This window comes from Gordonia desulfuricans NBRC 100010 (genome assembly GCF_001485495.1).
GTDB lineage: Bacteria > Actinomycetota > Actinomycetes > Mycobacteriales > Mycobacteriaceae > Gordonia > Gordonia desulfuricans.
Genome location: NZ_BCNF01000045.1, coordinates 1 through 15,351, shown reverse-complemented (window position 1 = coordinate 15,351; position 15,351 = coordinate 1). Strand labels below are relative to the sequence as shown.

The 15,351-nt window shown below is 67.1% G+C and carries 10 protein-coding genes; 3 read left to right on the top strand and 7 right to left on the bottom strand.

Going from position 1 to position 15,351, the window contains the following annotated elements; all coding sequences use genetic code 11:
* Positions 1-143 precede the first annotated feature (143 nt).
* Together GD1_RS07810 and GD1_RS07805 are read right to left on the bottom strand one after the other, a co-directional pair.
* Positions 144-1,562 (bottom strand): HAMP domain-containing sensor histidine kinase, encoded by a 1,419-nt coding sequence (locus GD1_RS07810; RefSeq protein WP_152972695.1) that lies wholly within the window; start codon positions 1,560-1,562, stop codon positions 144-146.
* Positions 1,563-1,711: 149 nt separating this feature from the next.
* On the bottom strand, positions 1,712-2,398 hold the full coding sequence (locus GD1_RS07805) for a response regulator transcription factor (protein WP_053776870.1): 687 nt from the start codon (positions 2,396-2,398) through the stop codon (positions 1,712-1,714).
* A gap of 378 nt (positions 2,399-2,776) precedes the next feature.
* Here GD1_RS07805 and GD1_RS07800 point away from each other — a divergent pair, with 378 nt between their 5' ends.
* On the top strand, positions 2,777-6,961 hold the full coding sequence (locus tag GD1_RS07800; RefSeq protein WP_059036595.1) for a bifunctional nitrate reductase/sulfite reductase flavoprotein subunit alpha: 4,185 nt from the start codon (positions 2,777-2,779) through the stop codon (positions 6,959-6,961).
* A gap of 535 nt (positions 6,962-7,496) precedes the next feature.
* Positions 7,497-7,787 (top strand): GIY-YIG nuclease family protein, encoded by a 291-nt coding sequence (locus GD1_RS07795; protein WP_059036616.1) that lies wholly within the window; start codon positions 7,497-7,499, stop codon positions 7,785-7,787.
* A 318-nt stretch (positions 7,788-8,105) separates the two neighbouring features.
* On the opposite strand, the gene GD1_RS07790 is transcribed toward GD1_RS07795, so the two are convergent.
* The 5 genes from GD1_RS07790 to GD1_RS07770 form a co-directional block, all read right to left on the bottom strand.
* A complete protein-coding gene (locus tag GD1_RS07790; protein ID WP_059036594.1) occupies positions 8,106-8,435 on the bottom strand; it encodes a Rieske (2Fe-2S) protein in 330 nt (109 codons plus the stop codon).
* A complete protein-coding gene (gene nirB, locus GD1_RS07785; protein WP_059036593.1) occupies positions 8,432-10,924 on the bottom strand; it encodes a nitrite reductase large subunit NirB in 2,493 nt (830 codons plus the stop codon). The genes GD1_RS07790 and nirB overlap by 4 nt, the downstream gene beginning before the upstream one ends.
* Positions 10,924-11,271: a hypothetical protein gene (locus GD1_RS07780; RefSeq protein ID WP_059036592.1), complete on the bottom strand. Its 348-nt coding sequence runs from the start codon at positions 11,269-11,271 to the stop codon at positions 10,924-10,926. The genes nirB and GD1_RS07780 overlap by 1 nt, the downstream gene beginning before the upstream one ends.
* Before the next feature lie 106 nt (positions 11,272-11,377).
* Positions 11,378-13,027, bottom strand: coding sequence for an FAD-dependent oxidoreductase (locus GD1_RS07775; RefSeq protein WP_059036591.1), 1,650 nt, complete (start codon positions 13,025-13,027; stop codon positions 11,378-11,380).
* Positions 13,027-13,980 (bottom strand): AurF N-oxygenase family protein, encoded by a 954-nt coding sequence (locus GD1_RS07770; protein WP_059036590.1) that lies wholly within the window; start codon positions 13,978-13,980, stop codon positions 13,027-13,029. Before GD1_RS07770 ends, GD1_RS07775 begins: the two co-directional genes overlap by 1 nt.
* Before the next feature lie 237 nt (positions 13,981-14,217).
* On the opposite strand from GD1_RS07770, the gene GD1_RS07765 reads away from it, so the two are divergent.
* Positions 14,218-14,988 (top strand): SDR family oxidoreductase, encoded by a 771-nt coding sequence (locus GD1_RS07765; protein WP_020789904.1) that lies wholly within the window; start codon positions 14,218-14,220, stop codon positions 14,986-14,988.
* Positions 14,989-15,351: the final 363 nt, after the last annotated feature.

The window sequence follows — 15,351 nt, the reverse complement described above, 5'->3', positions numbered from 1 at the left end:
GTCGTCTACCCCATATCTGTCGTGATCAACATCCGTGTCCCGACCAGGTCAGACCGGGACTCGACGCTTCGCGCCTACCGCGCAGACAACCCTAGGGGATGAACCATCCGGGCGGTCGACGGAACTCGAAGTCGCTTCCATCCCTACTGACGAACCACCTGCGGAGATGGTTCCGCCGGAGCCGGTCTGCCCGGCAATGTCATTCGGATGAGTGCCCCACCGAGATCGGACTGCTCGGCGCGCACACTGCCGCCGAGACGTTCCACCACCTGCCGCACGATCGCCAGCCCCAGACCGGACCCCGGCATCGAGCGGGACTGCGTGGAGCGATAGAAGCGTTCGAACACCAGCACCCGGTCCTCCGGCGGAATCCCCGGGCCGGCATCGGCGACGGCGAGTTCGGCCGACCCTGGCGCCACCTGGACCAGCGACACCGCGACGTGCCGCCCGCGCGGCGACCACTTGGCGGCGTTGTCCAGGATGTTCAGCACCGCCCGGGACAAGCCCTGCCGGTCGCCGAAGACGAACCACGGCACCATCGTGACGTCGAACTCCACATCGGTGCGCCGGCGCCGCACCCGCTCGAGGGCACCCTCGATCACCTCGGTGAGATCGACCTCCTCGTGCACCACCTCGGGGGCGTCGGCGCGGGCGAGGTCGACCAGGTCGCCGACCAGCGTCGAGAGCTCCTCGATCTGTGCCATCACATCCGAGCGCAGTTCCACCATGTCGGCGGCGGGCACCGCGGGTGCGCCGGGCGCGCTCGAGGCGATCAGCAGTTCGAGATTGGTCCGCAACGAGGTCAGCGGCGTCCGCAGCTCGTGTCCGGCGTCGGCGACGAGCCGTGCCTGCTGATCGCGGGACTGGGCCACCGCCTGCAGCATCGTGTTGAAACTCTCGGTGAGATGGGCCAACTCGTCCTTGCCGGTCACCGGGATCGGCGTCAGGTCCTGGGTGCGGGCCACCCGTGCCGTCGCCCGGGTCAACCGGGCCACCGGTCTCAGCCCGGCGCGGGCCACCGTGGTGCCGGCCAACGCGGCCAGCGCCACACCGCCACAACCCACCACGAGCAGCACCCATGCCAGACGTTTGAGGATGCGGTCGGTACGGACCAGCGACTGCGCCAGGATCAACGTGCTGCCGTCGTCGAGCTTGCGGGCCAGCACGCGGCTGTTGTCGACGGTGCGCAGACTCTGCGGATTGGCGCCGGGAACGTTGTCCGACTCCGCGATCTTGCGTTCGACGTCGCCGAAGGGCACGTCCCCGATGTAGGGGCCCACACCCGACGGGTTCAGCAACATGATCGAGATGCTGGTGGAGAACACCGTGCCGGTGACCAGCGTGTCCGGCCGTTTGGCCAGCACACCGCTCTTGGCCAGCACCGTCATGCCGTCGGCGCGACTCTCCAGACCGGCATCGACCTCGTTGTACAGCGCGCGGTAGACCACGAAGTAGGCGGCCACACCCATCAGGGTCACCGCGGCGAGGACCACCGTCGCCGACAACGCGGTCACGCGCAGCCGCAACGACACCGACCGGGTCAGCAACAGCGGCGCCCGCATCTCACCGAGACGGCGGCGCTCACGCAGCCGCGACCACCACGTCGAACGGGATCGGTGATCGGTCTCGATGGTCGACGTGGCGCCGCGGTGCGGGTCACCCGCACGCGTGTCGGCGTCGGCGACCTGACGGAAATGACCGGAGGCACTCACTAGGGCGGGGTCTCCCGCAGGACGTATCCGACGCCGCGCACGGTGTGGATCAGCCGCGACTCGCCCTCGGCCTCGGTCTTGCGACGCAGATAACCGACGTAGACCTCCAGGGCGTTACCCGAGGTCGGGAAGTCGTAACCCCACACCTCCTCGAGGATCCGGCTGCGCGAGAGCACCCGCCGGGGATTGGCCATCAGCATCTCGAGCAGGGCGAACTCGGTACGGGTGAGACTGATCTGGCGCTCGGCCCGGAACACATCGCGCGTCACCGGATCGAGCGACAGATCGGCAAAGGTGAGGGTCTCCGAATCGACGCCGTCCTCGGGGCCCGCACGCCGCAACAGGGCGCGCAGACGGGCCAGCAGCTCCTCCATCGCAAAGGGTTTGGGGAGATAGTCGTCGGCACCGGCGTCGAGCCCGGAGACACGCTCGGACACCGAGTCGCGGGCGGTGAGCACCAGGATCGGCAGGTCGTCACCGGTGGACCGGAGCCGGCGACACACCTCGAGCCCGTCGAGCCGGGGCATCATGACGTCGAGGATCGCGACGTCGGGGCGCTCGGCGACGATCTTCTCCAGGGCCTCGATGCCGTCACCGGCCGTGTCGACGGTGTATCCGTTGAACGTCAGCGACCGTCGGAGGGACTCACGAACAGCACGATCGTCGTCGACCACCAGGATGCGCATACATACAGTTCTATCGGCATCGACTAAGAGACCGCTGAGCGACGCGCGGGCGTCATTTGGGCAGTTCGTCCGGCAGAAATGGCCTCGCCGGGCGATCCTGGGACCACCCGCCACCCACCCCGGATGTCCGAGCAGCCCGCCGACGTCGCGTCGAGACCCGCCGCCGACCACCCGAATATGACCCAGACCACAGGATGACCAGCGGAATCGGTGGTCGGCCATGCGGCCGCACACGCCGCGCGGCGCCGTGTGAGATCACGGTGACGGTCGCGTAACCGTGACAACCGAGTCGCGAAACACAGGCCGCGAATCCTGGATGGCGTGACGAGTGCCGCGACGCGATCCACCCTCTGCGCCTACTGCGGCGTGGGGTGCGGCATGGACCTGGCACTCTCCGACGACGCCGCGCCCGGCGCCCTGCCGCTGCGGGTGATCAAGGCCGGTGGCCGCAAGGACCATCCCACCAACTTCGGCCGGCTCTGCACCAAGGGTTCCACCACCGCCGACATGCTCAACGCCGGTGGCCGCCTCGAGACGCCGCTGGTGCGTGCCCATCGCGGGGCCAACCCCGAACCCGCCGACATCGACGCCACCATCACCGACACCGCACGCCGGTTGCGGGCGATCGTCGACGAGCACGGCCCCGACGCGGTGGCGCTGTATGTGTCCGGGCAGATGTCCCTGGAGGCGCAGTACCTCACCAACAAACTCGCCAAGGGGTTCATCGGCACCAATCAGATCGAGTCCAACTCGCGTCTGTGCATGGCCAGCGCCGGCACCGGGTACAAGCAGTCGCTCGGTTCCGACGCCCCGCCCGGCTCGTATCAGGACTTCGACAACGCCGACGTGTTCTTCGTGATCGGCGCCAACATGGCCGACTGCCACCCGATCCTGTTCCTGCGCATGATGGATCGTGTCAAGGCCGGCGCCAAACTCATCGTCGTCGATCCGCGGCGCACCGCCACCGCCGACAAGGCCGACCTGTTCCTGCAGGTGAACGGCGGCACCGACCTCGCCCTGCTCAACGGTCTGCTGCACCTGATCGTCGAGAACGGCCACACCGACCCCGATTTCATCGCCGAGTTCACCGACGGTTTCGAGCAGATGCCGGAGTTCGCCGCGCAGTACCCGCCGTCGGCGGTGGCCGAGATCTGCGGGGTCGACGAGGCCGATCTGCGCCGGGCCGCCGAACTCATCGGCACCGCCGAGAACTGGATGAGCTGCTGGACGATGGGGCTCAACCAGTCCACGCACGGCACCTGGAACACCAACGCGCTCATCAACCTTCATCTGGCCACCGGTGCGATCTGCCGGATGGGCAGCGGACCGTTCTCACTCACCGGGCAGCCCAATGCGATGGGCGGACGCGAGATGGGTTACATGGGACCGGGTTTGCCCGGTCAGCGTGCGGTACTCGCCGAGGACGACCGCGCCTTCGTCGAGCAGCGGTGGGGAGTGCCCGCCGGCACCCTGCACACCCGGCTCGGCGGCGGCACCATCGACATGTTCCGTCGGATGGCCGACGGCGAGATCAAGGCGTGCTGGATCATCTGCACCAATCCCGTTGCGACGGTGGCCAACCGCAAGACCGTCATCGAGGGCCTCGAACGTGCCGAGCTGGTGATCACCCAGGACACCTTCGTCGACGTCGAGACCAACCAGTACGCCGACGTCATCCTGCCCGCCGCACTGTGGACCGAGTCCACCGGCGTGATGATCAACTCCGAACGCAATCTCACCCTGTTCGAACCGGCCGTCGCCGCACCCGGGCAGGCGTTGCCCGACTGGCAGCTCATCGCACGGATCGCCACCGAGATGGGCTACGGCGAGGCATTCGACTACCACAGCGCCGAGGAGATCTTCACCGAGATCCAGGAGTTCGCCAATCCCCGGACGGGTTACGACCTGCGCGGGGTGAGCTACGAGCGGTTGCGCAGCACCCCGATGCAGTGGCCGTGCCCGCCGCCGTCGGCGGATCGGCCCGACCCCACCGCCGACGGTGCCCGCAATCCCATCCGCTATCTCAACGACGGGGTCAGCCAGACCTTGCACACGCTGCCCGACGGCACCGTGCCGCGGCTGGCGTTCGCGACCCCGAATCGTCGCGCGCAGTTCTTCGCCCGGCCGCACATCGCACCCGCGGAGATGCCCGACGACGACTACCCGATCCTGCTCAACACCGGTCGGCTGGCACATCAGTGGCACACCATGACCAAGACCGGCAAGGTCGCCAAACTCAACAAGCTCAATCCCGGGCCGTTCGTCGAGATCCATCCCGACGACGCCGAACGTCTCGGGATCGGCGCCGCCGACAAGGTCGAGGTGGCGTCGCGACGCGGGCGAGCCGTGCTGCCAGCCCAGGTGTCCGACAGGGTACGGCCGGGCAACTGCTTCGTCCCGTTCCACTGGAACGACTCGTTCGGCGAGCACCTCGCGATCAATGCGGTGACCTCCGACGCGATCGACGAGGCGTCGCAGCAACCGGAGTTCAAGGTGTGCGCGGTGACCCTCACCAGGGTCGCCGTCCCCACCGACGAGCCCGGTGTCGCCGACACCGCATCGGCGCCAGCCGAATCCGATTCACCCACCGAAACCCACAGATGGAGTCCGGACGTGCTCGATGTGCTCGCCGCCTCGCTCGGGGTGGCCGACGTCGCCGCCCCGCAGCCCACCGAGTCCGAGCGGATCTACCTCGCCGGTCTCGTCGCCGGGGTGCGGGCCAATCCCACCGGTGCCCCCACCGTCCCACCCGATGCCCCACTGCGCCCCGAGATCCGCAGCTGGGTCGGCGGAATCCTGGCCGGGATGTTCGCGCGTAGCAACATCATCGGCACGGCAATGGCGCTGCCCGCCGGTGGCGCACCGGGTCTCGGCCCGGCCACTCCCGACGGGGAGATCGTCGACGCCGAGACCGCAACGGAGACGGTCACCGTCGCGTGGGCGTCGCAGACCGGAAATGCCGAGGAGTTCGCCGCGGCCTGCGCGGAGCGCGTCAAGGCCACCGGTCGCGATGTGGTGTTCCGCGAGATGGACCAGGTCGACGTGAGCGCGTTGTCGGGGACCACGCTGTTCGTCACGTCCACCACCGGCGACGGTGAGCCGCCCGACAACGGGTCGTCGTTCTGGGATGTCCTGCGCGGCGACGACGCCCCGAACCTGTCCGGGGTGAACTACGCGGTACTCGCCTTCGGCGACTCCAGCTATGACGACTTCTGCGGCCACGGACGCAAACTCGACGAACGACTCGATGCGCTGGGTGGTCGGCGGATCACCGATCGTGCCGAGTGCGAACCCGATTACGAGGAGACCGCAGGCGGCTGGCTGGAGCAGGTGATCGTGGCGATGAGCGCCAAGGCACCCACCTCCGAGGTCACCGACGATCGTGTCGTGGTGGTCAGCGAGCCCGCCGATTCTGCTGCAGCACCGGCCATCCGGACCGGCTCGGCCTACTCCCGCAAGAATCCCTATGTCACCAGACTGACCCGAAACGTGCGGCTCAACGGCGCCGGATCACAGAAGGACGTGCGCAACTTCGCTTTCGAGCTGCCCTTCGACGAGCTCACCTACACCGCCGGAGATGCGCTCGGCGTGTGGCCGCTCAACAGCCACACACTGATCGACGAGTGGCTCGCCGTCACCGGACTCGGCGGCGACGAGAAGGTGACCGCCTGGGGCGATCCGATGACCCTCCGCCGCGCGCTGCGCGAGCGCGTCGAATTCGCCAAGATCACACCGGATCTCATGCGCTTCGTCGCCGAACGCAATGGTGCGTCGCAGGTGCGTGACCTGGTGATGCCCGGCAACAAGCAACAGCTCAACGACTGGTCGTGGGGACGCCAGGTGGTGGACGTGTTGTCGGAGTTCCCGGTGCACGCCTCGGCCGAAGAATGGGTGGATGTGTTCAAATCCCTCACCCCACGGCAGTATTCGATCTCGTCGAGCCCGTTGGAGCAGCCCGACGAGGTACAGCTGACCGTGTCGACAGTGCGCTACGACCACGCCGGAAAAACCCGCGGCGGAGTGTGCTCGACCTTCCTCGCCGACCACGCCGACGACGAGCAGGACATCGGCGTGTTCGTCACGTCGGCAACCCATTTCGGCCCGCCCGCCAACCCGGACACCCCCACCATCATGATCGGCCCGGGTACCGGTATCGCCCCGTTCCGCGGCTTCCTGAACGAGCGTCGGGCACGCGGCCACGAGGGCCACAACTGGCTGTTCTTCGGGGAACAGTACTCGGCCACCGACTTCTACTACCGCGACGAGATGACGTCGATGCTCTCCGACGGCCTGCTCACGCGCCTCGACGTGGCGTTCTCTCGCGACCAGGATCGCAAGATCTACGTGCAGGACCGGATGCGTGAGCACGGCGAGGAGCTCTACCGGTGGCTCCACGACGGCGCCCACGTCTACGTGTGCGGCGACGCCTCCCGGATGGCCAAGGACGTCGACGAGGCACTCAAAGGCATTGTCGCCCAACATGGAAAGCTGTCGGCGAAGAGTGCCGAGGCCTACGTCAAAGCCCTCGCCGCCGACAAGCGGTACGTACGGGATGTGTACTGACCGGAGCGAGGACCACGATGGTTGAGCACCCCTACGGTGGTTGAGCAAGAACCGCGTGAGCGAGGACCCCTCTTACGATGGTTGAGCAGGGACCGAGCGAAGCGAGGACCCGTGTCGAAACCTCTGCCACCCACCCCCCAACGGTGACAGAGCCGACGCCCCCCACGATGGTTGAGCAAGAACCGCACGAAGCGACGACCCCTCTACGGTGGTTGAGCAGGGACCGAGCGAAGCGAGGACCCGTGTCGAAACCTCTGCCACCCACCCCCCAACGGTGACAGAGCCGACGACAAGCAAACCGACGCCCCCTACCCTGGTTGAGCAAGAACCACGCGAAGCGAGGACCCCCCACGATGGTTGAGCAGGGACCGAGCGAAGCGAGGACCCGTGTCGAAACCCCTGTCACCTACCCTGTCAGGTGACCACCACCGCCGCTGACGCCGTCGATCACCACACTCATCCCCATCAACGTCGTCATCCACATTTGACTCCGACGTCGGCGGAGTCGCGGCCCGCGATCGGCGACAGTGTTCCCATGAGCGCGTTCATGTACATCTTGGAATGCGCCGACGGAAGCTACTACGTCGGCAGCACTCGCAATATCGAGCGAAGACTCCACGAACACAACGCCGGTGTCGGCGCAGCCTTCACCCGCCGACGACGCCCTGTGCGCGTCGCCTATCTCGCGGAGTTCGTCGACATCGGCGAGGCGTACAAGGCCGAGAAGCAGGTCCAGGGCTGGTCACGAGCCAAACGCAAGGCGCTGATCGACGGTGACTTCGACGCGTTGCGGTGGCTTGCCCGGCGGCCGTGGGAGCGGCGATGACTCCCCTGGTCGCGTAACGCGCTCGGCTCACCAAGGTTTCGACACGGGTCCTCGCTCCGCTCGGTCCCTGCTCAACCACCGTAGGCGTCCTGCTCAACCACCGTAGGGAGTCCCTGCTCAAGCACCGTAGTGGTCCTGCTCAACCACTGTAGGGGTCCTGCTCAACCACGGTAGGGCTCCTGCTCAACCACCAGAAACCAACACACAATCCGAGAACAGAAGTCCCGGACGCCACCCCATCACGCACCGGCCCCCATGCACCCGGTGTGTGGTGTCGGTGCCGTCCGGGACATCGATGACCACGCTGTCATCGAAGTGTCAGACCCACACCACGATCTGGCCGTCACGATCGTCGGCCCGGTAGGTCTCGACGGTGCCGATCCCGTCGGTCGAGCAGGTGCCGGTGGCGAAGGAGAACGCGTACTGGTGCAGCGGGCAGACCACCTTGCCGAGGTCGAACTGGCCGTCGGCCAGCGGACCGGCCTTGTGCGGACACACCGCCGACGTCGCCCGTAGGGTCCCGTCGGTCATCCGGAAGACCGCGACCTGCTTGTTCCCCAGCGCATATGCGCGTCCCTCGCCCGGCATCAGGTCGGTATCGGGACCCACTGCGACGGGTCGGGTGGTCTGCGGGTCGACGGCGGTCATCGGACCGGCACCTGGGGCAGCGGCAGCAACGGGAGCGCCGAGGTGAACTGGGCCGCCGACTTCGGCTCCTGCCGGTCGAGCCACGGATCGACGTAGCCGGCGACGGCGTCGTCGATACGTTCCTGCAGTCCGGCGACCACGCCGTCACGGTCGGCGACGACGATCTCCCGGATCTCCTCGATCCCGATCCGTGGCACCCACGCATAGGTGCGTTCGAGCCACTTGGCGTTCTCGCGGTAGAACTGGATGAACAAGCCGCACAGGCGAACCACCTCCTCCGGTGAGTCGACCGTGGCGAGCAGATCCCCCTTGCGGATGTGGGCGCCTGCCGCCCCGCCGACGTAGATCTCCCAGCGGCCGTCGCCCACCGCGACCACCCCGAAGTCCTTGCACAGGGCCTCGGCGCAGTTGCGCGGACAGCCGGTGACGGCGAGTTTGAGCTTCGCCGGGGTCTCCAGGCCCTGGAATCGGGACTCGATGGCGATGCCCAGCGATGTCGAATCCCCGAGTCCGAAGCGGCAATAGTCGGTTCCCACACAGGTCTTCACCGTGCGGAAGCTCTTGCCGTAGGCGTATCCCGACGGCATATCCAGGTCCGCCCACACCTTCGGCAGGTCTTCTTTCTTGACCCCCAACAGATCCAGGCGCTGGCCGCCGGTGGCCTTGATCATCGGGATGTCGTATTTCTCCGCGACGTCGGCGATCTTGCGCAGCTGGTCCGGCGAGGTGACCCCGCCCTTCATCTGCGGTACCACCGAAAACGTGCCGTCGCGCTGGATGTTGGCGTGTACGCGGTCGTTGACGAACAACGCACCGGGTTCGCGTCGCCAGTCGGCACCCCAGACGACCCGCAGCAACGAGGCGAGCGGCATCTTGGACGCGGCGTCCTCGCCGTCGGGCGCGAGCGCGGCGAACACCTCGCTCACCGACCGGAGATCCTGCCGCCGAATGGTGTCGATCAGTTCGGGTTTGGTCAGCGGGATGGCCGGCACATACCAGTCCGCGGCGGCGTCGGCGGTCAGCGCGTCACCTGCCGCATATTCGACGATGTCGGCCACGAGGCCCTTGCACGATCCACAGCCCTTGCCGGCGCGGGTGGCCGCACACACCTCGGCGACGCTGGTGCACCCGCCGCGGACACATGCCACGAGATCACCCTTGGTGACGCCGTTGCAGTTGCACACCTGGACGTCGTCGGCGAGTTCGGCGGCACCGGTCTGCGCACTGGGTGCGCCCATGTCGAACAGCATCGAGATGCGCTCGTCGGGCAGCGGCACCTTCTCGTCGAAGGCCTGGGTGAGGAAGTTGGCCTTGGAGATGTCGCCGAGGAGCATCGCTCCGATCAGCTTGTTGTCGCGCACCACGACGCTCTTGTAGATACCCGAGCGGGGTTCGTAGAACTGGACGAACTCGTCGTCCTCACGTTCGGGTCCCTTGACACCCATCGCCGCGACGTCGACACCGGCGACCTTGAGCTTGGTGGTCAGCCGCGAACCGTGGTACTCCGCTTGCGGATCGGCCCCGGTGATCACATCGGCGAGCACCACCGCCTGCTCCCACAGCGGCGCCACCAGCCCGTAGACCTCGCTGCGATGCTGAGCACACTCGCCGACCGCGTAGATGAATCCCTCGTCCTCGCACCGCATCTGATCGTCGACGACGATTCCGCGTTCGATGACGAGACCGGCACTCCGCGCGATCTCGACATTGGGTCGGATGCCGGCGGTCACCACGATCATGTCGGCGGGCAGCGATCCACCGTCGGTGAATCCCACCCCCGACACCGCGCCGGTGCCGTCGCGCAGCACCGCGGTGGTGCGCTTACCCGTGTACACGCCCACGCCGAGCTCTTCGATCTTGTTGCGCAACACCTTTCCGCCGCGCTCGTCGAGCTGCTGGTTCATCAGGTGCCCGGGCGAATGCACCACGTCGACCGCCACACCCTGGGTCTTGAGGCCATAGGCCGCCTCGAGGCCGAGCAATCCGCCGCCGATGACCACCGCACGTACGTGATCACGCGAGGTGGCCATGTCGAGCATGCCGTTGGTGTCGGCGATGGTGCGGAAGCCGAAAACCCCACGCGCGAGCCGGCCGTCGGGTTCCCGCAGGCCGTCCATGTTGGGGAAGAACGTATGCGAGCCGGTCGCGATGATGAGCACGTCGAAGGCGATGACCCGGTCGCTCTCGCAGGTGACGGTCTTGGCGAACCGGTCGATCGAGACCGCCCGGTCGCCGGCGTGCAGCGTGACCCCGTTCTCGGAGTACCAGGCCATCGGGTTGAGCATGAGATCGTCGTCGTCGACGGTGGTCTCGCCGGCCAGCACATGACTGAGCATGATGCGGTTGTAGTTGCCGTAGGGTTCGTCGCCGATCATCGTGATGTCGAACTGCTCGGCACCACCACGGGTGAGGATCTCCTCGACGGTGCGGGCACCGGCCATCCCGTTGCCCACCACCACCAGCCGCCGACGCGGCGCACCGTCGGCCATCAGATGATGACCATTCCGAAGTCGATCACGACCTCACCGGCACACCCCTCGGGTGCGGCGAGGACGAGTTCGAGGACCGAGTCCGGGTCGACGTCCTCCACCACCCGCAGCGGCACGTTGACCGCGCTGCGCGCTCCCATCGGGAACATCCGCATGGGTTTCCCGTCGCGCATGAGTGTCACGTGGACGAGTTCGTCGCTGCTGTTCCCTCCCCGGAAGTACAGCGGCTGAACGGTCATCCCCGGCGGCACCACATAGGTCAGGGTGGGGTCGATCGGTGCGGGCTTGGACAGGCCCGATCCGGTGAACGCGAACACGCCCTGCAGGAAGTGCGGAGTACTGGACATGACGCCAGGGTCCCGAGCCCACGTGAAGGGCGACTTGCCCCGGTGTTACATCCCAGTTGTGTTCACCTCACTCGCGGCATCGGGCCGTCGTGAGACCGCCCGCCGGTCAGCGTTTGCGCAACCCGGCAGCCCCCACCATGTCGGCGACCCGGGTGAACTTGACGCGCGGACGACCCTGCTCGGCACCGCGGCGGCGTTCCATCCGGTCGATGGCCCGCATCCCCCGGTACCCGATCACCTGGCGGGTCCGGCTGCGCAGCAATGCCGCGAACTCCTCCGGCCCACGCGTGCTGCGCACCAGTTTCCCGGCGGCGGCGTCGGCGAGGAACTCCTCGACGGTGTCCTGCGCACACTGCTTGTTGGCGCCGATCCCCCCGCTCGGTCCCCGCTTGGCCCAGCCGAGGACGTAGGCACCGGGGATCACCGTGCCGTCGTCGTCGAGCAGGCGGCCGTCGGTGTTCGGGAAGACGCCGCGGCCGGAGTCGAAGGGCAGTCCGGCGATCGGCACCGACCGGTAGCCGATGGACCGTACCGCGAGATCGGCGGCAATGGTGTGTCGTCGCGTCCCGGAGGTCACCACGACCCCCTCGACGCGGCCGTCACCGATGATCTCCTCGGGTGCGGAGTGGAACAGGAACACGATCCGACGACGCTGCGTCGCCGCCGGTGCCGAGAAGTCCGGGAGTTCGGCGTCGGGGTCGTCGTGGACCACCACCTCGACTCCCGGGATCGTCGACAGCGCACGGTATTCGGCGGAGGTGTAGGCCGCGTTGGCCTGGTCGCGGCGGCCGAGCAGCACCACCTCGTGGACGTTCTGTTCCCGCAGCAACGCCAGTGCGCGGTCGGCGATGTCGGTGGTGGCCAACAGTTCCGGCGGCGAGACCAGGATGCGGGCCACGTCGAGGGCCACGTTGCCGGTACCCACGACGACGGCACGACCGGAGGCCGGGTCGTCGTCGGTGTTGCGCCGGATCGGCGGTGCGGCGTCGGCACCGGGCACGGCGTTGTACCAGGCGACGAGGTCGGTGGCCGAGGTGGAACCGGGCAGGTCCTCACCCGGGACCCCCAGGCGCCGGGCCTCACTCGCGCCGACGGCGTAGAACACGGCGTCGAAGTGGTCGGCCAGTTCGGCCGGTGAGACCACGCCGACGCGGTCGTCGCGCGGGATGTCCGGGTCGCCCACCTCGACGTTGGTGGCCATGGTGACCTTCAGGTCGCGGTAGAGCAGGTCGAAGCCCCGCAGCACCCCCTTGGTGCCGGGGTGATCCGGCGCGACTCCCGCACGCACCAGACCACCGGCGGTGGGCAGGCGGTCGATCACGGTGACCTGCGCCTCGGTGCGGTCGAGCAGGGTGCGCAGTGCATAGCCGCCGGCCGGGCCGGTCCCGACCAGAGCGATCCGCAGTCCGGCAGGCAGTTTCGGGATCTCCGGGTAGCTGATCGAGGGACGGTCGTCGGCGTCGTCGGTGGTGCCGATCGGCGACCACCCCGACCGCACGTCGGGGTTGTTCTTGTAGTAGTCGGCGTTGATGTCGATGAAGACCTGATCACGCGGGCCGAGCTTGTCGGCGGGGAAGATCGCGTCCACCGGGCAGGCGTCGGCGCAGGCACCGCAGTCGATACACGCCTCGGGATCGATGTGCAGGATGTCGGAGCTGCCGAAACCGCGTTCCTCCGGTGTCGGATGAATGCAGTTGACCGGGCAGACCGAGACACATCCTGCGTCGCTGCAACAGGATTGAGTGATGACGAACATCAGAGCATGAACGCTTTCCGGTAGTAGCGCATCGCCGGGCGGGTCAGCAGGCCCACCTCGTCGAGGAATTCCATCAGGTGGGTGCAGCTGCTGCGGATCATCGAGTGGAAGTGCGCATTGCCCAGCATCTCGCGGCGGGCACGATCGGCGTCGAGTCCGGCGTCGGCGTAGGCCTTCTTCTGCACCAGGCTGGTGACGATCATGTAGGCGCCCATGGCGATCACGAGCGCACTGAACTGTCGGCGGGCCCAGCCGATCCCCTTGACCGACTCGCGAACCTCTTCGCGGGCGAACTTCATGTGCCGCGACTCCTCGAGCACATGGATCTCGTTGACGGTGCGGATGAAGTCGAGGACCCGCTCGTCGCGCATGCAGCCGCGCTGGAAGACGTCGAGGACCTCTTCGGCGACGAGGATGCCGGCATAGGCGACCTCGTTCTTGGCCGTGGCCTTGAAGAGTCGGCCGAGCTTGCCGACGATCCGCTTGGGCTTGTAGGAGGTGCCGACCATCTTCTCGCTGGCCTTGGCGAACATGATCGAGTGGCGGCACTCGTCGGCGATCTCGACGAGGGCGAACTGGAACTCCGAGCCGTGGTAGTCGCCGAGGTACTGATCGCGGACGACCATCTCCTGCAGGATCATCTCGAACCAGATGCCGATGCACATGATCGACGCGAACTCGTGCCGCGTCACCGAGATCCGCTGTTCCTCGGTGAGCTCGTCCCAGTACTCGGTGCCGTAGAGCGACGACCATTCCGGGCTGCAGCCGTACTTGGTGGGGTCCATCGGCAACGACCAGTCGATCTCGGTCATCGCATTGCGCGAGAGTCGCGCCGCCGATGCCAGCAGGCGTGCCGACACCTCCTCGGTGCCCTCGTCACGCATGCTGATGACGGTGCCGAGGTCGTCGGTGTCGGAGTCGGAGTGGTTGCTGCGGTTCATCGCGGTGGTCATGTCGCTGTGTGCCTCCGTGTCGGGGATGCCGCTACGGCATCGGGGGTGACATCTGGTGTGACATCGGTTCGCGGATCGGGGTGATCCGCAGATCGGTATGACAACGAACGATGTCATATCAACGCATATTGTCAAGATAGCAGCGGAGTGTGACCCAGTAAACAGACAGCGGACTATACTGACGAGTAAGTTTCCCGCGAAACATCATCGACGCAGGTCACAAGGGCAGGAGAGCCAATGTCATCGATTTTCGTCACCGGCGGTGCGGCCGGTATCGGACTGGCAACCGCACAGCGATTCGCCCGTGAGGGCTGGACCGTCGGCGTCTACGACGTCGATCAGGACGCCCTCGACAAGGTCGCCGCCAACCATCCCGGCTTCATCACCGGCCGCCTCGACGTGCGCGACCCGCAGCAGTGGGCCGACGCCCTCGCCGAGTTCACCTCGCACACCGGCGGCACCCTCGACGTCCTCGACAACAACGCGGGCATCCTCAAGGCCGGCCGCCTCGACGAGATCTCCCCCGACGCCGTCCGCGCACAGATCGACATCGACGCCCTCGGCGTCACCCTCGGTGCACAGGCCGCCTACCCGTATCTCAAGAAGACGCCGGGCGCGCACCTGGTCAACATCGCATCGGCGTCGGCGATCTACGGCCAGCCGGGGATCGCCACCTACAGCGCCACCAAGTTCTACGTCGCCGGCCTCACCGAGGCGCTCGAACTCGAGTGGGAGCACGACGACATCCGCGTCGTCAGCATCTGGCCGCTGTGGGCCAAGACCGCACTGGCCGACCCGAGCGCCAAGTCCACCCAGACCCTCGGCGTGCGGATCACCCCGGAACAGATCGCCGAGAAGGTCTACGAGTCGGTGCACCCGACCCGCGCCGACCGGCTCCTGCACCGCACCAGCTACTCCGTCGGCACCCAGACCCTGGTCCTGGGCAATGCCGCGAAGTTCATCCCCAACTTCGTCAACCGCACGGTGAACAAGCTGATCGCACAGTAGGTTCACCCCACTCGAAGCCACGGGGTGGTCGCCAACGCTCTTGTCTCACCGGGTTTCGACGGCCGGGCGGCCTCGCTGCGCGAGGACGTCCTGGTCCGTCGGATTGAGCTTGTCGAAATCAACCATCGAGACGGAAGTGTCGCGAAGAGTGTTGCGCGCCTATTACGTTGATTGAGCCGATGAGGAGCGTAGCGACGAGTCGTGTCGAAATCTCCGTCGGCCGAGTTCGGGGGTGACCACCTCAGAGGTGGTTGCGTTCCATCAGATGGCTGCGGAGGTTTCGACGGCCGGGCGGCCTCGCTACGCGAGGACGACCTGCTCAACCACCAACGAACAGCACGGAAGCCCACGCCACGGCCAGCC

Coding starts and splice junctions, on each gene's coding strand:
- GD1_RS07810 (WP_152972695.1), bottom strand. CDS start 1,562: ATGCGGGCGCCGCTGTTGCTGACCCGGTCGGTGTCGTTGCGGCTGCGC.
- GD1_RS07805 (WP_053776870.1), bottom strand. CDS start 2,398: ATGCGCATCCTGGTGGTCGACGACGATCGTGCTGTTCGTGAGTCCCTC.
- GD1_RS07800 (WP_059036595.1), top strand. CDS start 2,777: ATGGACCTGGCACTCTCCGACGACGCCGCGCCCGGCGCCCTGCCGCTG.
- GD1_RS07795 (WP_059036616.1), top strand. CDS start 7,497: ATGAGCGCGTTCATGTACATCTTGGAATGCGCCGACGGAAGCTACTAC.
- GD1_RS07790 (WP_059036594.1), bottom strand. CDS start 8,435: ATGACCGCCGTCGACCCGCAGACCACCCGACCCGTCGCAGTGGGTCCC.
- nirB (WP_059036593.1), bottom strand. CDS start 10,924: ATGGCCGACGGTGCGCCGCGTCGGCGGCTGGTGGTGGTGGGCAACGGG.
- GD1_RS07780 (WP_059036592.1), bottom strand. CDS start 11,271: ATGTCCAGTACTCCGCACTTCCTGCAGGGCGTGTTCGCGTTCACCGGA.
- GD1_RS07775 (WP_059036591.1), bottom strand. CDS start 13,027: ATGTTCGTCATCACTCAATCCTGTTGCAGCGACGCAGGATGTGTCTCG.
- GD1_RS07770 (WP_059036590.1), bottom strand. CDS start 13,980: ATGACCACCGCGATGAACCGCAGCAACCACTCCGACTCCGACACCGAC.
- GD1_RS07765 (WP_020789904.1), top strand. CDS start 14,218: ATGTCATCGATTTTCGTCACCGGCGGTGCGGCCGGTATCGGACTGGCA.